Source organism: Mesorhizobium sp. BR1-1-15 (assembly GCF_020165475.1).
Taxonomy (GTDB): Bacteria; Pseudomonadota; Alphaproteobacteria; order Rhizobiales; family Rhizobiaceae; genus Mesorhizobium.
This window is the reverse complement of sequence record NZ_JAIUIF010000003.1, coordinates 199,869-218,003: the sequence shown is the minus strand read 5'-3', so window position 1 is coordinate 218,003 and position 18,135 is coordinate 199,869. Positions and strand designations below refer to the sequence as shown.

22 protein-coding genes are annotated in these 18,135 nt (G+C 64.3%); 11 read left to right on the top strand and 11 right to left on the bottom strand.

Annotation, left to right across the window (positions count from 1 at the left end; translation table 11 throughout):
• Positions 1-70: 70 nt before the first annotated feature.
• Genes LB541_RS07225 through mdh form a run of 4 tightly spaced genes read right to left on the bottom strand, consistent with a single transcriptional unit; the run spans position 71 to position 3,141 of the window.
• Entirely contained in the window at positions 71-568 is a 498-nt protein-coding gene (locus tag LB541_RS07225) for a DUF1579 family protein (RefSeq protein ID WP_140518079.1), read from the bottom strand.
• A 4-nt stretch (positions 569-572) separates the two neighbouring features.
• Complete coding sequence (locus LB541_RS07220; protein ID WP_140686687.1) at positions 573-944, bottom strand: cupin domain-containing protein; 372 nt, start codon at positions 942-944, stop codon at positions 573-575.
• A 4-nt stretch (positions 945-948) separates the two neighbouring features.
• Positions 949-2,142, bottom strand: a complete 1,194-nt coding sequence (gene sucC, locus LB541_RS07215; RefSeq protein ID WP_140492804.1) for an ADP-forming succinate--CoA ligase subunit beta — start codon at positions 2,140-2,142, stop codon at positions 949-951.
• A gap of 30 nt (positions 2,143-2,172) precedes the next feature.
• Positions 2,173-3,141: a malate dehydrogenase gene (mdh, locus tag LB541_RS07210; protein ID WP_140492808.1), complete on the bottom strand. Its 969-nt coding sequence runs from the start codon at positions 3,139-3,141 to the stop codon at positions 2,173-2,175.
• 236 nt (positions 3,142-3,377) lie between these two features.
• Here mdh and LB541_RS07205 point away from each other — a divergent pair, with 236 nt between their 5' ends.
• Complete coding sequence (locus LB541_RS07205) at positions 3,378-3,806, top strand: GNAT family N-acetyltransferase (protein WP_140492811.1); 429 nt, start codon at positions 3,378-3,380, stop codon at positions 3,804-3,806.
• 21 nt (positions 3,807-3,827) lie between these two features.
• Here the strand turns inward: LB541_RS07205 and zapE are convergent, their stop codons facing one another.
• From zapE to LB541_RS07190, 3 genes are all read right to left on the bottom strand, one after another.
• A complete protein-coding gene (gene zapE, locus LB541_RS07200; protein ID WP_224618105.1) occupies positions 3,828-5,087 on the bottom strand; it encodes a cell division protein ZapE in 1,260 nt (419 codons plus the stop codon).
• A gap of 27 nt (positions 5,088-5,114) precedes the next feature.
• Positions 5,115-5,654, bottom strand: a complete 540-nt coding sequence (locus LB541_RS07195; RefSeq protein ID WP_140492818.1) for a protease inhibitor Inh/omp19 family protein — start codon at positions 5,652-5,654, stop codon at positions 5,115-5,117.
• A 136-nt stretch (positions 5,655-5,790) separates the two neighbouring features.
• Positions 5,791-6,234, bottom strand: a complete 444-nt coding sequence (locus LB541_RS07190; protein WP_140492821.1) for a VOC family protein — start codon at positions 6,232-6,234, stop codon at positions 5,791-5,793.
• A 129-nt stretch (positions 6,235-6,363) separates the two neighbouring features.
• Here LB541_RS07190 and LB541_RS07185 point away from each other — a divergent pair, with 129 nt between their 5' ends.
• The 8 genes from LB541_RS07185 to LB541_RS07150 all read left to right on the top strand — a co-directional run bounded on the left by LB541_RS07185 (position 6,364) and on the right by LB541_RS07150 (position 13,693).
• Positions 6,364-7,383 carry an MBL fold metallo-hydrolase gene (locus LB541_RS07185; protein ID WP_140492824.1) on the top strand — a complete coding sequence of 340 codons (1,020 nt, stop codon included), beginning with the start codon at positions 6,364-6,366 and terminating at the stop codon, positions 7,381-7,383.
• 89 nt (positions 7,384-7,472) lie between these two features.
• A complete protein-coding gene (locus tag LB541_RS07180; protein ID WP_140492827.1) occupies positions 7,473-7,634 on the top strand; it encodes a DUF1328 family protein in 162 nt (53 codons plus the stop codon).
• A 72-nt stretch (positions 7,635-7,706) separates the two neighbouring features.
• A complete protein-coding gene (gene dapF, locus LB541_RS07175; RefSeq protein WP_140518073.1) occupies positions 7,707-8,591 on the top strand; it encodes a diaminopimelate epimerase in 885 nt (294 codons plus the stop codon).
• Positions 8,591-9,916: a tRNA (N(6)-L-threonylcarbamoyladenosine(37)-C(2))-methylthiotransferase MtaB gene (gene mtaB / locus LB541_RS07170; RefSeq protein ID WP_140559282.1), complete on the top strand. Its 1,326-nt coding sequence runs from the start codon at positions 8,591-8,593 to the stop codon at positions 9,914-9,916. Before dapF ends, mtaB begins: the two co-directional genes overlap by 1 nt.
• 12 nt (positions 9,917-9,928) lie before the next feature.
• Entirely contained in the window at positions 9,929-11,761 is a 1,833-nt protein-coding gene (gene ftsY / locus LB541_RS07165) for a signal recognition particle-docking protein FtsY (RefSeq protein WP_224618104.1), read from the top strand.
• Positions 11,762-11,812: 51 nt separating this feature from the next.
• Positions 11,813-12,487, top strand: a complete 675-nt coding sequence (locus LB541_RS07160) for a septation protein A (protein ID WP_140524974.1) — start codon at positions 11,813-11,815, stop codon at positions 12,485-12,487.
• 24 nt (positions 12,488-12,511) lie between these two features.
• On the top strand, positions 12,512-13,132 hold the full coding sequence (locus LB541_RS07155) for a pyridoxamine 5'-phosphate oxidase family protein (RefSeq protein WP_140518070.1): 621 nt from the start codon (positions 12,512-12,514) through the stop codon (positions 13,130-13,132).
• A gap of 30 nt (positions 13,133-13,162) precedes the next feature.
• Positions 13,163-13,693, top strand: coding sequence for an NADPH-dependent FMN reductase (locus LB541_RS07150; RefSeq protein WP_224618103.1), 531 nt, complete (start codon positions 13,163-13,165; stop codon positions 13,691-13,693).
• 3 nt (positions 13,694-13,696) lie between these two features.
• On the opposite strand, the gene LB541_RS07145 is transcribed toward LB541_RS07150, so the two are convergent.
• A complete protein-coding gene (locus LB541_RS07145; RefSeq protein WP_013892236.1) occupies positions 13,697-13,903 on the bottom strand; it encodes a tautomerase family protein in 207 nt (68 codons plus the stop codon).
• Between the two features lie 23 nt (positions 13,904-13,926).
• Positions 13,927-14,844, bottom strand: coding sequence for an SMP-30/gluconolactonase/LRE family protein (locus LB541_RS07140; protein ID WP_140518068.1), 918 nt, complete (start codon positions 14,842-14,844; stop codon positions 13,927-13,929).
• A gap of 308 nt (positions 14,845-15,152) precedes the next feature.
• Between LB541_RS07140 and LB541_RS07135 the strand changes: the two genes are divergently transcribed.
• Entirely contained in the window at positions 15,153-15,320 is a 168-nt protein-coding gene (locus tag LB541_RS07135) for a hypothetical protein (protein WP_140492852.1), read from the top strand.
• 115 nt (positions 15,321-15,435) lie between these two features.
• On the opposite strand, the gene LB541_RS07130 is transcribed toward LB541_RS07135, so the two are convergent.
• Both LB541_RS07130 and LB541_RS07125 read right to left on the bottom strand, forming a co-directional pair.
• Entirely contained in the window at positions 15,436-16,029 is a 594-nt protein-coding gene (locus LB541_RS07130; RefSeq protein ID WP_224618102.1) for a hypothetical protein, read from the bottom strand.
• A 44-nt stretch (positions 16,030-16,073) separates the two neighbouring features.
• Positions 16,074-16,691 carry a TetR/AcrR family transcriptional regulator gene (locus LB541_RS07125; RefSeq protein ID WP_140524978.1) on the bottom strand — a complete coding sequence of 206 codons (618 nt, stop codon included), beginning with the start codon at positions 16,689-16,691 and terminating at the stop codon, positions 16,074-16,076.
• A 74-nt stretch (positions 16,692-16,765) separates the two neighbouring features.
• Between LB541_RS07125 and LB541_RS07120 the strand changes: the two genes are divergently transcribed.
• Positions 16,766-18,049 carry an MFS transporter gene (locus LB541_RS07120; RefSeq protein ID WP_140880322.1) on the top strand — a complete coding sequence of 428 codons (1,284 nt, stop codon included), beginning with the start codon at positions 16,766-16,768 and terminating at the stop codon, positions 18,047-18,049.
• Positions 18,050-18,135: the final 86 nt, after the last annotated feature.

Below are 18,135 nucleotides of genomic sequence, written 5' to 3'. Positions count from 1 at the left end.
ATAAACACACAGCCAATATATGTGTGATTATGTGTCTTTCTTCAACCGCTTTGCCCAGGATTTCCATCGCTCAGCCATCCCCCAAAACGGAAGGCGGGACGCGCCGGTAAAGGCCGCTCATCATGTCTTGCCAGCCGTCGCTGCCGACGGGCTGGAATTGCAGTCGCATGCGATAGCTGTCGCTGCCGTCGAAAGCGTAGGTCACGCGTGCGGCCCCGCGCGGCGACGAGCGCAACAGCGTCAGTGTGTTGCCCTCCCACGTGCCGGAGGCCGGCGAGGCCGGCACAAAGCCCATCGAATCGAACTGATGCATGGTGACAAGGCTGTTTTGCCGGTCGAAGCCGAACACGCTGTGCGCGCCGAACGAAATCGTCCCGTCGCGGCGCTGGCGATAGCGTTGCACTACGAACAGGCCGCCGAACTGTGCCTCTGCCAGTACTTCCGAAGTCGCTGAGCCGCCATCGGCCCATTGTGTGTCCGCGACCTCTTCCTCGCCACGCCACGCGCCGACCAGAGCCTGCAGGCGCTGGTGATCGGCCGAGAGCGAGGAGAAAGGCGCAGCGTTCATGGGTTCACAGCCGCTTCAGGTCGGTGACGGTGAGAGCGCTCTTGGCGTTGCCGGTGTTGAGCGTCGTCGCCGGCTCGAACATCAGCACCACCGGTTCCGGTGTCAGCGAACGCGGCCGGTGCTCGACGCCGCGCGGCACGACGATGAAATCGCCTTCGCCGAGCTCGACCGGACCGTCGCGGAAATCGATGGCGATGCGGCCGCGCAGCACGAGGAAGGCTTCGTCTTCGTTGTCATGGGCGTGCCAGTCGAAAACCGCGCCGAACTTGGCGACCTTCGCCTGGCTGTAATTGACGTCGCCGGCGATATGCGGATCGAAAACATCCGCGATCTTCGCATCCGCAGCCTCGACGAGGTTTATCTTGCGTGGAGGCACTTGATCAGCCCTTCACCGCCGCCACGATTTTCTTGGCCGCGTCGTCAAGATCGTCGGCTGACACGACGTTGAGGCCGCTGTCGTTGATGATCTTCTTGCCGAGTTCGGCATTGGTGCCTTCCAGGCGCACGACCAGCGGCACTTTCAGGCCGACTTCCTTGACCGCGGCGATGACGCCCTCGGCGATGATGTCGCATTTCATGATGCCGCCGAAGATGTTGATCAGGATGCCCTTGACCGCCGGATCCCTGGTGATGATCTTGAAGGCCGCCGTCACCTTTTCCTTCGACGCGCCGCCGCCGACATCGAGAAAGTTGGCCGGCTCGGCGCCGTAGAGCTTGATGATGTCCATCGTCGCCATGGCGAGGCCGGCGCCATTGACCATGCAGCCGATATTGCCGTCGAGCGCGACATAAGCGAGGTCGTATTTCGACGCCTCGATCTCCTTCTCGTCCTCTTCGGTGGTGTCGCGCAGCTCGAGCACATCCGGATGGCGAAACAGCGCGTTGTTGTCGAACGACACCTTGGCGTCGAGGACGCGCAGCCGGCCGTTTTTCATGACGATCAGGGGATTGACCTCGAGCAGGCTCATGTCCTTCTCGACGAAGGCCTTGTAGAGGATCGGGAACAGCGTGCCGCCGTCCCTGGCAGCATCGCCGTCGAGCTTCAGCGCGCCATTGAGTTTCTTCACGTCATCCGCGGTAACGCCCTTTTCCGGATCGATGGCGACGGTGATAATCTTTTCCGGCGTGTCGTGGGCGACCGCCTCGATGTCCATGCCGCCTTCGGTCGAGACGACGAAGGCGATGCGGCCGACCGAACGGTCGACCAGAACAGACAGATAGAGCTCGCGCTCGATGTCGGCGCCATCCTCGATATAGAGCCGGTTGACCTGCTTGCCGGCCGGGCCGGTTTGCTTGGTCACCAGCGTGTGGCCGAGCATCTCGTTGGCGTTGGCGACGACGTCGGCGACCGACTTGGCCAGCCGCACGCCGCCCTTGGCGTCAGGCCCGAGCTCCTTGAACTTGCCCTTGCCGCGGCCGCCGGCATGGATCTGGCTCTTCACCACATAGAGCGGGCCGGGCAGCGCCTTGGCGGCGGCTTCCGCCTCATCCGCCTTGAACACCGGCACGCCTTGGGCCACCGGCGCGCCAAAGCCCTTCAGCAGCGCCTTGCCCTGATATTCATGAATGTTCATCTGGATCGTCTCCGGATCAGCTGCTGGGGTTCACTTCGAGGCGAGTTGCGGCGCGATCTTGACGCAGGCCTCGGTCAGGCCTTGCACCGCCGCCACCGAGCTATCGAACATCTTCTGCTCTGGCTTGGAAAGCTCGATCTCGATGACGCGCTCGACGCCACCGGCGCCGATCACCACGGGAACGCCGACATAGGTGTTCTTCACGCCATACTGGCCGGAAAGATGGGCCGCGCAAGGCAGCACACGCTTCTTGTCCTTGAGATAGGCTTCGGCCATCGAGATCGCCGATGCGGCCGGCGCATAATAGGCCGAGCCGGTCTTCAACAGGCCGACGATCTCGGCGCCGCCGTCGCGGGTGCGCTGCACGATTTGGTCGAGCTTCTCCTTCGAGGTCCAGCCCATCTTGACGAGATCGGGCAGAGGAATGCCTGCAACCGTCGAATAGCGGATCATCGGCACCATGGAATCGCCATGGCCGCCGAGCACGAAGGCGGTGACGTCCTCGACCGAGACCTTGAACTCCTCGGCCAGGAAATAGCGGAAGCGAGCGCTGTCGAGCACGCCGGCCATGCCCACGACATGGGTGTTGGGCAGGCCGGAAAACTTCTGCAGCGCCCAGACCATCGCATCCAGCGGATTGGTGATGCAGATGACGAAGGCCTTCGGCGCGTACTTCTTCAGGCCGGCGCCGACCTGTTCCATGACCTTGAGGTTGATGCCGAGCAGATCGTCGCGGCTCATGCCCGGCTTGCGCGGCACGCCGGCGGTGACGATGCAGACGTCCGCCCCTTCGATCCCGGCATAGTCGTTGACGCCGGTCAGCCTGGAATCGAACCCGTCGACCGGCGACGATTGCGCGATATCGAGCCCCTTGCCCTGCGGGATGCCTTCGGCAATATCGAACAGAACCACGTCGCCGAGGTCCTTGAGGCCGATCATGTGAGCGAGCGTGCCGCCGATCATGCCAGAGCCGATAAGCGCTATCTTGTTGCGTGCCATGTCAGGATAGTTTCCCTTTGTTCGTGATGTCGCTCAAATCGCTGACGATCTGATGACGGCGTCGAGGAAGAGACCGGAATGCTGCGGGGATCCCGCGAGATTTCGCCGCACCCAATAGCCCCGGCGCCGCGTAAATTCAAACGATTATTTTGGAGCGAGCGTTTTCAATCGGTTAGAGTGACCGGGAATTACGTAAACGTAAAAGTTTGAAAACTCGACTGGGGAAAATCTACACGATGAAGATGGAGATCGTAAGACTTGATGCCGGCAATGACGCCCTTGTGATGCGGGTCGCCGAGGATGTGTTCGACGAACCGGTCAGGCCAGATCGATTGGCAGTCTATCTCAGGGAACCCGGCCACTTCATGGTCGTGGCGCTCGCCGACGGCGTGACCGTCGGTCAATGCGCCGCCATCATTCACCGTCATCCCGACAAGGCGACGGAGCTCTACATCGACGAGGTCGGCGTATCGCCGGCCTTCCAGCGCCAGGGCATCGCGCGAAAGATGCTCGACGCGATGTTTGCGATCGGCAGGGAGAATGGCTGCGAAGAAGCCTGGGTCGGCACCGAGCCGGACAACCGTGCCGCCCGCGCGCTTTACGAGTCGCGCGAGGAGACGCACGAGTCAGCAGAGAGCTTCCTCATGTATGTTTATCAACTGTAGCGAGGCTGACAGGAGTTCGGCCTATCTTCGTCCTAGGGTGCGCGCTTCGCTTTGCGTCGCTCCGCCCTGGGACGAAGGCGGCGTAGCCGGCGCCTGCCGCGCCTCCGGCGTCGTCTTCGCCTTCCGCCGCTCCGCCCAATCCTCCAGCCAGTCGCGGCTCTGCATCTCGATCAGCCGCGAAGCCGTGCGTTCGAACTCGAACACCTCGACGCCGCGCTTGGCCACATAGAGTTGCTGCGGCGGCGCTTCCGCGCTTACCACCAGCCTGATGTGATGGTCGTAGAGCGTGTCGACCAGCAGGATGAAGCGCTTGGCCTCGTTGCGCCGGCCTTCACCCAGCACCGGAATGTGGTCGATAAAGATGGTCGAGAAGCGGTCGGCAAGGGCCAGATAGTCGCGCGCGCCGAGTGGCTTCTCGCACAGATCGGCGAAGGAAAAACGCGCCGCGTCGCCGGCGGCGCGCGGAACGGCCAGCTGCCGGCCCTTGACGGCAAGCAACGTCTCGGCCGTCGGCGCGCCGCGCGTCATCGTTTGCCAAGCCGCGTCCATCGCCTCATCGGCCGCCGCATCGGTGGGCGTGACATAGACCGGCGTACGGGCAAGCTTTTCCAGCCGATAGTCCTTGTCGGCATCGAGCGAGAGCACCTGCGCGTGCCGTTCCAATATGCCGATGAAGGGCAGGAAAAGCTGACGGTTCAGCCCGTCGCGATAGAGATTTTCCGGTGCCACGTTCGACGTCGCCACCAGCACCACGCCGCTGGCGAACAGCGCCGAAAACAGCCGGGACAGGATCATCGCATCGGCGATGTCGGTGACCGAGAACTCGTCGAAACACAGTACCCAGGCCTGTTCGGCAAGCGCCCGCGCCACCGGCGGAATCGGATCGTCTTCCCTCACCGTGCCGTCCTTGCGCTCCTGCCGGTGCTTCTGGATGCGGTCCTGCACCTCGGCCATGAAGTCGTTGAAATGCACGCGGCGCTTGCGCCGCACCGGCAGCAGCTCGAAGAACAAGTCCATCAACATGGTCTTGCCGCGGCCGACGCCGCCATGGATGTAGAGGCCCTTGACCGCCTCGTGCGTCTCGCGCCTTCGGGCGAAGAGCCAGCCAAGCGCGCTCGATTTGTGCGCCAGCCGCTTCACCGAAATCTCTGATATCAGCCGGTCGAGAGCGGTGACGATCCGCTCCTGCGCCGGATCGCGCTCGATGGCACCGGTGTCGACCAGATGCTCGTAACGCTGCCTGACGGTCACATGGGTCTGGAGGCCGTCACGCAGATGCATAGGTCACGTCGTTGTCGAGGGATTGGCTTACCTTGTAAGCGAGATCGGCAGGCCATTGGAAGTCTGGCCGTCGAATTTCGAGCCGCCCGAGGAATAGAGCCGTGCCAGCGTGCCGCCATTCTCATCGTAAAGCGTCAACTGCTTGCCGGCGACGTTCCATGACTTGATGCCGTCGATCGGCGCCGGGCAATGCAGCGGTCCGGCGCGGAAACCGGCGCCGAATTTGGTCTGCGGCGTCGCCACCTTGCAGCTCTGGCCGGAAACGCTGGCGTTCCATACGCCGGCGACACTGGCCGCGGTCAGGTCCGGCGCACCCGCCGGCGCCGAACCGTCCGGCGGCAAGGAGGCGACCTGGCTGTTCTGCGGGGCGGTCGGGAATTGCGAAGGATCCGTGGTGCCGGGGGAGGCCGGGGGCGGCAACTGGTTGGCCGTCACCTGACCGGACGGCGCCGGCTGCAGCGGCGCCGGCTGCTGGTCGTCCATCGAGGAAAACCGTGAGGTTGAGCAGCCGCTCGCAACGAGCGCCGCCAGCGATACGGCCACCAGGGCTGTTTTCGAAAAAGTCATTTCAACCTCCGTCGGATCCGGCGGGGCTGCCGTCCGCACAATGTCGCCCTCCACCAAGATGGAGAAGGTGGCGAAATTTCAACCCGATATGGTTAAAATAGGGTTTGCGCCAAGAATTGTTGCAAATTTGTCGCTATCATCCGGCCAGCGGAGCGCTCGGCACGAATATATAGCCGTCCGGTCCGACGACATAGCTCTCGCGCAGGCCGTGCGGCTTGTCGATCGCTCCGGCCAGCACGATGTGGCCGTGATCGCGCGCGGCGGCCTCGACCGCATCCGGATTGGCGCCGTAAAGGCGCAGTTCGATGCCGGCGCCGCGTGTCTCGGCGCCGGCGATCGTCCCTGTCATGGCATTGTCGAGATAGGAATGGTCGGCGTGCAGCATGAACACCGAGCCCAGCAGCTCGATCGCCGCGAAATCCTCGTCGGCATAGATGATATCGGCGCCGAGCACGTCGCGGCAGAAGGCTTCCATGGCCGCCATGTCGCTCACCAGCAGGTTGACGCCGATGCCGCGCGCCAGCGAGCGGCCGAAATCCCCGGCCTTCATCCATGGTGTCCTGGTCCGCTTCATCGCCATGGCATCGTCCTCCCCAATCCGATCCTACTCAAGCCGGCCGCCCGGGCCGTTGGCATTCGGCCGGCAAACGCTTGCGCCAGCCGGCACAAGGGCTATGTCTATCAAGACGAAATTCGCTGGAGCCGCAAATTGGCTGCGAGACCGAAAGCCGCCAATCGCTACTATAACGGCCCGCCCAGCGATCATTTCGACGGAATCTTGTTCTTCAATCCCGGCGGCCAGCCGCCGGCGCGTTTCGCCGATCTGCTGAAATGGCAGTTCAATGGCCAACGCTCGAAATGGCCGGCCACCAATCCGAGCCCCTTTCCGCAGGCAAAGCCGCCTGCACGTGTCGAGGGCGCCGGCCTGACCGTGACCATGGTCGGTCATTCCACGCTGCTGGTCCAGACCGCGGGCCTGAACATCCTCACCGATCCGGTATGGTCGCTGCGGGCCTCGCCGTTCTCCTTCGTCGGGCCGAAACGCGTCAACGCGCCGGGCATCGCCCTGGCCGACCTGCCGCCGATCGATCTCGTGCTGATCAGTCACAATCACTACGACCATCTCGACATCGCGACGCTGAAGCAGCTCAAGGCCAGGCACGACCCGCTGGTGGTGACCCCGTTCGGCAATGACGTCCTGATTGGCGGGGCGGTTCCCGGCATGCGGCTCTCGGCGCATGACTGGGGCGACAGGGTCGACATCGGGGATGGCGTGGCCGTCCATGTCGAGCCGGCGCATCACTGGTCGGCGCGCGGCACACGCGACCGGCGCATGGCGCTGTGGGCCGGCTTCGTCATCGAGACGCGGGCCGGCCGGATCTATTTCGCGGGCGATACCGGCTTCCATGATGGCATCAACTACCGGCTCATAGCTCACAAGCACGGCGGCTTCCGCTTCGCCATCCTGCCGATCGGCGCCTATGAGCCGCGCTGGTTCATGGCCTCGCAGCATCAGAACCCGGAGGAGGCGGTGCAAGGCATGAAATTGTGCAACGCCGCCTATGCGGCCGGTTGCCATTGGGGCACGTTCCAGCTCACCGACGAGCCGATCGACGAGCCCGCACGCAAGCTCGACGAGGCGCTGGAGGCCGAGGGCCTGCCGCGCGAACGTTTTCGCGCCTTGCGGCCGGGCGAGGTCTGGGACGTGCCGCAGGAAGCGGCGCTCTGACCGGGGCCTGCCGCGGCAGGCGGAACCCGAGCGCCACCGGCGCGTTTGTTGAAGGGGCTTCGATTTCTATCGCTTTGCGAGGCATTTCCATGCTCAGATGGATCATCATTCTCCTGATTATCGCCGCCGCTGCGAGCCTGCTCGGCATGCCTGCATTAGCGGGTGCGGCGGCCACCGGCGCGCGCATCCTGATCGGTATCGTGCTGATCATATTCCTGCTGATCGTGCTCGGCGTCTTCGCCGTCACCTGAAGGCGCGATGCACTGGTAATTCCCGCCCTTTTCCGCCATATAGCGGCAAACAGTACGGAATGACCGGAAGAAATGGCAGGCACCGCCCCCTTCGCCAAGATGAACGGCATCGGCAACGAGATCATCGTTGCCGACATGCGCGGCCGTGCCGACCGGGTGACGCCGACAGCGGCGATCGCGCTCAACGCCGATGCCTCGACGCGATTCGACCAGATCATGGCGATCCATGAGGCGCGGACGCCGGGTACGGCCTATTTCATCGACATATTGAATTCGGACGGCTCGGGCGCGCAGGCCTGCGGCAACGGCATGCGCTGCGTCGTCCAGGCGCTGGCGGCCGAGACCGGACAAAAGACATTCACCTTCGAGACCGTCGCCGGGATCCTCAACGCGCAGGAACATGCCGACGGCTCGATCTCGGTCGACATGGGCACGCCGCGCTTCGGCTGGCGGGACATTCCGCTTGCCGAGGAATTCCGCGACACCCGGATGATCGAATTGCAGGTCGGGCCGATCGACGCTCCGGTGCTGCATTCGCCCTCGGTCGTCTCCATGGGCAATCCGCATGCCATCTTCTGGGTCGACCGCGACGTCTGGTCCTACGAACTCGACCGCTTCGGACCGCTGCTCGAAAACCATCCGATCTTCCCCGAGCGCGCCAACATCACCATCGCGCAGGTGACCTCGCCCGACAGCATGATCATCCGCACCTGGGAACGCGGCGCCGGCCTGACCAAGGCTTGCGGCACGGCATCCTGCGCCGCCGTCGTGGCTGCGGCCCGCACCCGGCGCACCGGGCGCAGCGTCAATCTACTGACCCCCGGCGGCGGCTCGCTGCACGTCGAATGGCTTGAAAACGACCATGTCATCCTGACCGGTGCGGCCGAATGGGAGTTTTCCGGCAGCTTCGATCCCTCGAGCGGCGCCTGGGCGCGCGACACCGAAAGCGCGGCCTGATGCCCGCTCCTTTCAAGGATGGCGATGTGGGGAAGGGCCCCAATCGCATCGAACTGGTGACCTTCGGCTGCCGGCTGAACACCTATGAATCCGAGGTGATGCGGCGCGAGGCCGAAACTGCGGGCCTCGGTGGGCTGGCTGGCGGCGCCGTCATCTTCAACACCTGCGCCGTCACAGGTGAGGCGGTGCGCCAGGCCAAACAGGCGATTCGCAAGGCGCGCCGCGACAACCCCGAGGCTCGCATCATCGTCACCGGCTGCGCGGCGCAGACCGAGCCGCAGAATTTCGCTGCCATGGACGAGGTCGATCTCGTTCTCGGCAATGAGGAGAAGCTGAAGGCCAATTCCTATCGCGCGCTGCCGGATTTCGGTGTCAACGACAGCGAGAAGGCGCGCGTCAACGACATCTTCTCCGTACGCGAGACCGCCGGCCATATGGTCGATGCCATCGAGGGCAGGGCACGCGCCTTCGTGCAGGTGCAGAATGGCTGTGACCACCGCTGCACCTTCTGCATCATCCCCTATGGCCGCGGCAATTCACGCTCGGTGCCGATGGGCGCCGTGGTCGAACAGGTCAAGCGGCTCACCGGCAATGGCTATGCCGAGATCGTGCTGACCGGCGTCGACATGACGAGTTTCGGCGCCGACCTGCCGGGCGCACCGAAACTCGGCAGGCTGGTGAAGACCATCCTGCGCCAGGTGCCGGACGTGAAGCGCCTGCGCCTCTCCTCCATCGATTCCATCGAGGCCGACGACGATTTGCTCGACGCCATCGCCACCGAGCCGCGGCTGATGCCGCATCTGCATCTGTCGCTGCAATCCGGCGATGACATGATTTTGAAGCGCATGAAGCGTCGGCATCTGCGCGATCAGTCGATCCGCTTCTGCGAAGACGTGCGCAAGCTGCGCCCTGACGTCGTCTTCGGCGCCGACATCATCGCCGGCTTCCCGACCGAGACGGAGGCGATGTTCGAAAATTCGGCAAAGATCGTCGAGGAATGCGGGCTGACCCACCTGCACGTCTTTCCGTTTTCGCCGCGCGAAGGCACGCCCGCCGCGCGCATGCCGCAGGTCCGCCGCGAAGTGGTCAAGCAGCGGGCAGCCCGCCTGCGCGCCGCCGGCGAGACCGCATATCGCCGCCATCTGTCGTCGCTCTCCGGAACGCGCCAGTCGATCCTGATCGAGCGCGACGGGCTCGGCCGCACCGAAGGGTTTACGCTCGCCGCGCTCGCCACCGGCGCGCCGGGCGAGATCGTCGAAGCAACAGTCACCGGTCATGACGGCGCCCGGCTGATCGCGGCCCCGCTTGCCGCCCGCGCCGCCTGAGAAACGCAAGAGATGGCCGGGTTCTTCAAGAAGATATTTTCGTTCGGCAAGAAGGAGGTCGTCGAGGAGCGCGTCGACGAGACCGCCCCGCTGCCGCCGATCAAATGGGATCAGCTCGACACGCTGAAGCCGGCGGCCGAGCAGGCCGTTCCGGAATTCCTGAAGCGGGAGGAGACCCAGGCTCAGCCTCCCGTCGAGCCCGCGCCGCCCGAGGAGCCGACACCCGAGCCTGCCCCGGCCATTCCGCCGGTGCCGGAGCCGACTGTTCCGCCCGAGCCGGAACCGCTGCCGGAGCCGCGGCCGGAGGAGGAACCGGCACCGACGCCCGAGCGCCCGGAGCCGCCGGCACCTGAGGAAGTTCCGACACCTCCGGCCATTCCGGAGCCTGCGCCCGAACCGCGGCCGCAGGAGGTACCGCCGCCAGCGCCCGCCGAGCCGGAAATTGTCCCGTCGCGCCCGGAGCAGCTGCCGGAACCGGCACCCGCCGAAGTACCGACGCCCGCCGAAGTTCCGGTCGAGACGCCGGCGCCAATCGAGATTCCTACGACACCGTCTTCGGCGCAGCCGTCACAGGCCGGCGCCCCCCCTCATCCGCCTGCCGGCGCCTTCTCCCCGTATAGTGACGGGGAGAAGGAAGAAGTTCCATCGCCAACGCCTCCCTCTCTCCGTCCTTCATGGGGAGAGGGTAAGGGTGAGGGGCGCCAGCCTGTCGAGAACCTGGCACCCAGTGCCGAAACTGCCGCCGAAATCTCGCCGCCAATTCGCCAGCCTGCGCCGATCGAGCCGCAGCCTGTGCGCGCCGAGATCGCGCCGGAACCTGAGGCAGTTCCCGCGCCGCCGAAGCCCACGCCCGCTCCCGTCAAGGTGACGGTCGCCAAAAAAGTGGAGCAGAAGGCCGAGCCGCAGAAGGCGCCGGAGCCGGCGCCGCGGCGCTCCTGGTTCCAGCGCATGCGGGACGGGCTTGCCCGTTCCTCGCGCGAATTGTCGGGCAACATTGCTGGCGTCTTCACCAAGCGCAAGCTCGACGACGACACGCTGCAGGATCTGGAGGACGTGCTGATCCGCGCCGATCTCGGGCTGGAGACGGCCTTGCGCGTCACCGATTCGCTGGCCGCCAGCCGCTACGGCAAGGATGTCTCCGACGCCGAGGTCCGCACCGTGATGGCGCAGGAGGTCGAGAAGGTGCTGACCCCCGTCGCCCTGCCGCTGGAACTCGACCTCAGCCACAAACCGCATGTCATCCTGGTGGTCGGCGTCAACGGCACCGGCAAGACCACGACCATCGGCAAGCTGGCGGCCAAACTGACCGATGGCGGCCTGTCGGTGATGCTGGCCGCCGGCGACACCTTCCGAGCCGCCGCCATCGAGCAGCTCAAGATCTGGGGCGAGCGGACGAAATCGCCGGTCATCGCCTCCAAGCTCGGCGCCGATGCCGCCGGCCTCGCCTACGATGCCTTCGAGAAGGCGAAGGAAGCGGGTTCCGACGTGCTGATCATCGACACCGCCGGCCGATTGCAAAACAAGGCCGAGCTGATGGCCGAGTTGGAAAAGATCGTGCGCGTGCTGGGCAAGCTTGATCCGGAAGCCCCGCACACCGTGCTGCAGACGGTCGACGCCACCACCGGCCAGAACGCGCTCAACCAGGTGGAGATCTTCCGCAACATCGCCGGCGTCAACGGCCTGGTGATGACCAAGCTGGACGGCACGGCGCGTGGCGGTATTCTGGTGGCGATCGCGGCAAAACACAGATTGCCGGTCTATTTCATCGGCGTCGGCGAACAGGTCGACGACCTCGAACCGTTCTCGGCAAGCGAATTCGCCAGGGCGATCGCTGGCGTTGCGTAACGGCATGATCCCGGAAGTTGCTTCAACCGGATCGTGCGTAAGAAGGAAGATATGAACCCACCCATTCTCGAACGCGATCCGTCCGACCCGCAGAAAGAGAAGAAGGAAGGCGTCAACCCGCTGCTCAAGCTCGTTCTCGAGCTAGGGCCGCTGCTGGTGTTCTTTTTCGCCAATGCGCGAGGCGAATGGCTGACGCAGAAATTCCCGGCGCTGGCTGAATTCGGCGGCCCGATCTTCGTCGCCACCGGCCTGTTCATGGCCGCCACCGCGATCGCGCTGGTCGCGTCGTGGCTACTCACCCGCACCCTGCCGATCATGCCGATGGTGTCGGGCGTCGTCGTCTTCATCTTCGGCGCGTTGACGCTCTACCTGCAGGACGACATCTTCATCAAGATGAAGCCGACCATCGTCAACACGCTGTTCGGCGGCGTGCTGCTCGGAGGGTTGTTCTTCGGCAGATCTCTGCTTGGCTACGTCTTCGATTCCGCCTTCAGGCTCGATGCCGAGGGCTGGAGAAAACTCACCTTCCGCTGGGGTCTGTTCTTCCTGTTCCTGGCCCTCGTCAACGAGGTGGTGTGGCGGAATTTTTCGACCGATGCCTGGGTTACCTTCAAGGTCTGGGGCATCATGCCGATCACGCTTCTGTTCACCTTCAGCCAGATGCCGCTGATCCTGCGCCATTCGCTGGACGACAAGACCGGCGGCGAAGAGAAGGCCCGCAAATAAGGCCTGCAAATTGGGGGGAGTGCCATGGAATTCGTCACCACGCGCGAAGAGCTGCGGACGATCTACAAGACGCCGCGTCCGACGGATGGTTCGATCCGCAAAGAATTGAAGGCGCTGGACGGCCATTGCCGCTCCTTCATCGGCAAGAGCCCCTTCGTGCTGATCGGCTCCTCCGACGGCGAAGGCAATGCCGATGTGACACCCAAAGGCGACAAGCCAGGATTCGCCGCCGTGCTTGACGACAGGACCATCGCCATCCCCGACCGGCCCGGCAACAACCGGCTGGATACGCTGGAGAACATCCTGCTCAACCCGTCGGTCGGGCTGCTGTTCCTCATTCCCGGCATGAACGAGACGCTGCGCGTCAATGGCGACGCCCGCATCACCGTCGACGCGGGTTTGCGCGAACGGCTGGCCGTCGACGGCAAGGAGCCGCAGAGCGTCGTCGTGGTCGCCGTCAAGGCCGCCTACATGCATTGCGCCAAGGCCTTCATGCGCTCCGAGCTTTGGAAGCCGGAGAGCTGGCACGATCGCGCCACGCTGCCGACGCTCGGTCAGATCCTGCGCGACCAACTGGCGCTCGCCGATTCGGCCGAGGCGACCGACCGCTGGCTGGACGACGAATACAAGCAGACGATGTGGTAGCGTGCGCGGAAGATTCGTCCGAGCGTCGCCTTGCTGAACCTCCTTGCCATTTCCGGCAGCCTGCGGGCAGCCTCCACCAACTCGGCCCTGGTCGCGGCACTGGCGTGGAACGCGCCAGAGGGCTGCCGCGTCGCCATCCATGAAGGACTCGGCCTGCTGCCGATCTTCAACCCCGACGACGAGGGTGAGCGGACACCGTCCGAAGCGTCCAGGCTGATCGATGCCGTCACCGCCGCCGACGGCGTCATCATCTCATGCCCGGAATATGCGCATGGCGTGCCGGGCGGCCTGAAGAATGCGCTCGACTGGCTGGTGTCGCGCGATGCCGCCGTCGACAAGCCGGCCATGCTGGTGCACGCCTCGCCGCGCTCGCTCTATGCCCGCGCCGCATTGGCGGAGATCATGCGCACCATGTCCTTCGCGCTTCATGACGGCGGGCTGGAGATCGGGCTGCTCGGCAAGAAGCCAGCTGAGGTGGAGGCCGTCCTGGGGGAGCAGGCGAACGCGTTGGCAATGCGCGATGCGTTGTCCGCTTTCGCGGATTTCATTCGCGCGCGTTAGCGCCTACCCTTTTCTCAGCGTCTCGACATCGGTCTTGCCGACGTACCAGTCGCGGGCGTTGACCTCCTCGAAGACCACCCAGACATCGTCATTGCCGAGCCCGGTGGCGTCCATGATCGCCGCCGTGACTTTTTTGGCGATGTCGGCTTTCTTGCCGGCCGGATCGGCGGCGATCACTTCCTTGACGATGCGGATGTTGACGAATGGCATGACGTCCTCCCCTTTAATTCAGCTCAGTAGGTTTTGGCGCCGTTCACCATCAGCCGGACCATGTAGAGCGAGGTGGTGCCGGCGATGTAGAGACAGTTCAGCTTGGCGCCGCCGAACACGCAATTGGCCGTCACCTCGGGCACCTTGACCTTGCCGATCAGCGTTCCGTCCGGATCGTAGCAATGGATGCCGTCGGCGGCGCTGGTCCAGATGCGCCCGGCATCGTCGAGCCTGAAGCCGTCGAACAGGCCTGCGGTGCAGTCGGCGAAGACTTTTTCACCCGAGACCTTCTTGCCGCCCTCGCCGACATTGAATACCCGCATATGCGCCGGGTTCTGCGCGCCATGCGTGCGGCCGGTGTCGACGACATAGAGCTTGCTCTCGTCGAGCGAGAAAGCGAGCCCGTTCGGCCTGACCATGTCGGTGATGACAGCCTCGACATCGCCGGTACCGGGATCGACCCGGTAGACATGGCAGGCGCCGATCTCGCTCTCGGCCCTGTCGCCCTCGTAATCGGTGTCGATGCCGTAGGTTGGATCGGTGAACCAGATCGAGCCGTCCGACTTGACCACCACGTCATTGGGCGAATTCAGCCGCTTGCCCTTCCATTTGGCGGCAATGGTGGTGACCGACCCGTCGAACTCGGTGCGGCTGACGCGGCGCCCCGAATGCTCGCAGGTCACCAGCCGGCCCTGCCGGTCGACGGTGTTGCCGTTGGAATTGCCGCATGGCTGCCGAAACACGCTGACGCTGCCGTCGGTCTCGTCGTAACGCATCATGCGGTTGTTCGGGATGTCGGACCAGACGACATAGCGGCCGGCGGCGAACCAGGCCGGCCCTTCCGCCCATCGGCAGCCGGTGAAGAGCTTATCCACTTGCGCATTGCCGTTGAACAGCCGCGCAAAACGCGGATCGAGAATTTCGTAGTCGGCGGCGGCCATTCTTTCCTCCCGGTAACGTTGGCAATCCGGCGGCGATCAAGCCAGCAGGAGATCGATATGGCAAGGTCGGCGGCGATGACATTTCCGCAATTTGTAAGACAAAACGACAGGAACCGGCATTCCCATCACGGAAGGGCAATGCGCCGGCGCCGGGGGTGGCGTTCAGGCGCCATTAACCGGCTATGCACATAGCGCAATGGTGCATTGCAACATCTTCTTTTTGCGATGCACTATTCCTATGTCATGCTCCGTATCGATCAAGGGAGGAAGAAACCGGCCGCCAAATGCGGCCCAGAAGGAAACTCGCTATGATCCTCGACAGCCTCTTGACCCGCGCCCGCAGCAGCATCGCCAAGCGCAAGAACTACAACCGCCTCGTCGCTGAAATCGACAGCTTCTCCAGCCGCGATCTGGCCGACATGCGCGCCGACCGCTCGGAAATGCTTTATCAGGTCCACAAGCAGATCTACGGCTGAGCCCACAACAAGCAGATTCGCGCGCTCCGGGACATTGCTGTTCCTCAACGGTGATGACGAGGGCGCGTGAAAACAGAAGCATTTGACACGTCGGCGAGCGGCGAACGCTTGTCCTTCAATTGTCGACGCGCCCGAAAGCCGGCACCTCGCCGATGACGGTGCGCCGGTCCTTGCCGCAGGCGAAGGACCGTGCTTTCTCGTCGGCAAGCTTGCGCGCCTGATCGTTGGCGGCAGGATTTCCTGTAGCCAGCACCAGTGCGACCGTGCAGCCGTCGCGCGCATCCATTTGCGCGACCTTGGAGACGAGCAGCACGTCGGTGGGTTTCTTCTCGTCTTCCGGATTGCTGATCGAGCGGCGGTGAATGACCGCGAACGGCACCGCCTTGTCGCCGTCGGTCTCGATGCGCCACTCGATCCTGGCGCCTGAGGAATTGAAGCCGGAGAAACTTTCCCAGACCGATGTCATGTCGCCGCCGGGCGGGAAACCATAAAACAGCGATTCGCGCGCATCGGCATAGGCGATCAGCACCGGATAGCCACGATAGCCCGAACAGGCGAGGTCGGCCCAGTCGCCATCACCGTCCCCGGCCTGCGCATAGGTGACGCAGTCGTTCTTCCAGTCGAGATCGGTGTAGGCGCTCGATATCTCGCCGGCATGGGCTGCCCGGCAGACGCTGGCGAGAACGAGCGGAAGAACCAGGCTGCGCATCGCGGACATCTCCGTTGAAGGTCGCAGCAGCCTATCGCCAAACACTATTTCTTCAAGCTCGCCTCGATCAGCAGATCGGCGTTGATCGCCACCGACGCCGCCGGGCCACCGGCGCCGAACAACTGGCCGCTGATATAGGCGCCTTCGATCAGAAGCAGCAGACCGTCGCCCAGCGTGTCGGCGTCGGCGGCATTCATCGCGGCGGCCATGGCGCGCAGGCGGCGGCGCAGTTCCTGCTTGTTGTCCTCGCTCACCACGCGCGCCGGATGGCCGCGCTCGGGATATTCTACGGCCGCATTGGTCATGCCGCAGCCGCGATAGTCAGGCTTCTGCGTGCGCTTGCCGACGCGGGTCAGGAAGGCTCGGATTTGCGCGCGCGGATCGCCGGGATGGGCGTTCACCGCCTCGTCGAAGCGTTCCCAGAATTCGAGGTCGTATCGGCGCAGATAAGAGGCGGCCAATTCGTCCTTGGAGGGAAAGCTGCGATAGAGGCTGGGCTTGGTGACCCCTGCGCGCCTGACGATCTCATCGACGCCAATTGCCCTGATGCCTTGCCGGTAAAACAGATCGCGCGCCACGCCGAGTATCTTTTCCGCCGCCTTTGGCGGAGCCGACGCGTGAGCGCTGCTGATGGACGGTTCAATTTTATTGTCTGGTGGCATTCGCGGTCTCGGTTGACACTGTTACCGATCGGTACGTATACATGTTTCCACCCTGCAACGTACCGGTCAGTAACATGCTAGCTCAATCCCGTCCGTTTGGCCAGCGCTACGCTTTCGTCGTGGTCGCCGTCATCTTTCTCTGCCTGCTGATCGCGGCCGGCTTGCGCTCCGCGCCAGCCGTCATGATGCTGCCGCTGGAGGAAAGTTTCGGCTGGCGGCGCGACGTGGTGTCGCTGGCTGCCGCGGTCGGCATCTTCCTCTACGGCCTGACCGGGCCGTTTGCCGCCGCGCTGATGGAGCGGATCGGGCTGCGGCGCACGCTGCTTGCCGCGCTTGTCGTGATGTCGGCCTCCACCGCGCTCAGCCTGCTGATGACCAAGCCATGGCATCTGCTGATTACCTGGGGCGTGTTTTCCGGCGTCGGCTCCGGCGCGGTCGCCACCGTGCTCGGCGCCACCATCGTCAACCGCTGGTTCAAGACCAACCGCGGCCTCGTCATGGGCTTGATGTCGGCCTCCAGCGCCACCGGTCTGCTGGTCTTCCTGCCGCTGCTGGCCTCGCTGGCGCAGTCGGGCGGCTGGAAGCCCGTCGTCACCGCCATCTCCGTCGCAACGGCCTGTCTCGTGCCGCTGGTGCTGCTGCTGGTGCCGGAACGCCCGGCATCGATCGGCATGGTGCGCTATGGCGCGGAAGCCGATGACGTGCCGCCGGTACCGCCGGCGGCACAAGGCAATTTCCTGACCCACACGCTGACCACGCTGCGCCGCGCCGCCGGCACGCGCGTCTTCTGGTACCTGTTCGCCACCTTCTTCGTCTGCGGTTTCACCACCAACGGGCTGGTCGGCACGCATCTCATCGCATTTTGCGGCGATATGGGCATCAACGAGGTGCAGGCGGCTGGCCTGTTGTCGATGATGGGCATTTTCGACCTGATCGGCACCACGCTGTCGGGCTGGCTCACCGACCGTTTCGATCCGCGCAAGCTGCTCGGCGTCTATTATGCAATCCGCGGCCTTTCGCTGATCTATCTGCCCTATTCCGGCTTTTCGGCGACTAGTCTGATCATCTTCGCCGTGCTTTACGGTCTCGACTGGATCGCCACCGTGCCGCCGACGCTGCGGCTCGCCAATGAAGCCTTCGGCGACCGCAGCGGCCCGATCGTGTTCGGCTGGATCGTCGCGGGCCATCAGGTGGGCGCGGCAACCGCCGCCTTCTTCGGCGGCACCATGCGCGAACTGCAAGGCAATTACGAACTGGCCTTCCTGATCGCCGGCATGACCGCGATTGCCGCCGCCTGTATCTCGCTCCTGATCAACACCAGCCGGCCGGCGTTCGACCCGGAGCCGCAGGCGGCGTAGTGCGCCTTCGGACGAGGGGCCGTCGGTCAGATTGGCGATCTTTCAATAAGGGGGAGATCGGCAGCTTCGCCAACGGCGCGCAGCCG

Bases quoted from the DNA above. Each gene is read 5' to 3' on its own strand.
- LB541_RS07125 (WP_140524978.1), bottom strand. From the start codon at position 16,691: ATGCCACCAGACAATAAAATTGAACCGTCCATCAGCAGCGCTCACGCG.
- LB541_RS07130 (WP_224618102.1), bottom strand. From the start codon at position 16,029: ATGCGCAGCCTGGTTCTTCCGCTCGTTCTCGCCAGCGTCTGCCGGGCA.
- LB541_RS07160 (WP_140524974.1), top strand. From the start codon at position 11,813: ATGAACCCACCCATTCTCGAACGCGATCCGTCCGACCCGCAGAAAGAG.
- LB541_RS07140 (WP_140518068.1), bottom strand. From the start codon at position 14,844: ATGGCCGCCGCCGACTACGAAATTCTCGATCCGCGTTTTGCGCGGCTG.
- LB541_RS07145 (WP_013892236.1), bottom strand. From the start codon at position 13,903: ATGCCATTCGTCAACATCCGCATCGTCAAGGAAGTGATCGCCGCCGAT.
- LB541_RS07190 (WP_140492821.1), bottom strand. From the start codon at position 6,234: ATGGCGATGAAGCGGACCAGGACACCATGGATGAAGGCCGGGGATTTC.
- zapE (WP_224618105.1), bottom strand. From the start codon at position 5,087: ATGCATCTGCGTGACGGCCTCCAGACCCATGTGACCGTCAGGCAGCGT.
- LB541_RS07180 (WP_140492827.1), top strand. From the start codon at position 7,473: ATGCTCAGATGGATCATCATTCTCCTGATTATCGCCGCCGCTGCGAGC.
- sucC (WP_140492804.1), bottom strand. From the start codon at position 2,142: ATGAACATTCATGAATATCAGGGCAAGGCGCTGCTGAAGGGCTTTGGC.
- mtaB (WP_140559282.1), top strand. From the start codon at position 8,591: ATGCCCGCTCCTTTCAAGGATGGCGATGTGGGGAAGGGCCCCAATCGC.
- LB541_RS07155 (WP_140518070.1), top strand. From the start codon at position 12,512: ATGGAATTCGTCACCACGCGCGAAGAGCTGCGGACGATCTACAAGACG.
- LB541_RS07225 (WP_140518079.1), bottom strand. From the start codon at position 568: ATGAACGCTGCGCCTTTCTCCTCGCTCTCGGCCGATCACCAGCGCCTG.
- LB541_RS07195 (WP_140492818.1), bottom strand. From the start codon at position 5,654: ATGACTTTTTCGAAAACAGCCCTGGTGGCCGTATCGCTGGCGGCGCTC.
- ftsY (WP_224618104.1), top strand. From the start codon at position 9,929: ATGGCCGGGTTCTTCAAGAAGATATTTTCGTTCGGCAAGAAGGAGGTC.
- mdh (WP_140492808.1), bottom strand. From the start codon at position 3,141: ATGGCACGCAACAAGATAGCGCTTATCGGCTCTGGCATGATCGGCGGC.
- LB541_RS07205 (WP_140492811.1), top strand. From the start codon at position 3,378: ATGAAGATGGAGATCGTAAGACTTGATGCCGGCAATGACGCCCTTGTG.
- dapF (WP_140518073.1), top strand. From the start codon at position 7,707: ATGGCAGGCACCGCCCCCTTCGCCAAGATGAACGGCATCGGCAACGAG.
- LB541_RS07120 (WP_140880322.1), top strand. From the start codon at position 16,766: ATGCTAGCTCAATCCCGTCCGTTTGGCCAGCGCTACGCTTTCGTCGTG.
- LB541_RS07135 (WP_140492852.1), top strand. From the start codon at position 15,153: ATGATCCTCGACAGCCTCTTGACCCGCGCCCGCAGCAGCATCGCCAAG.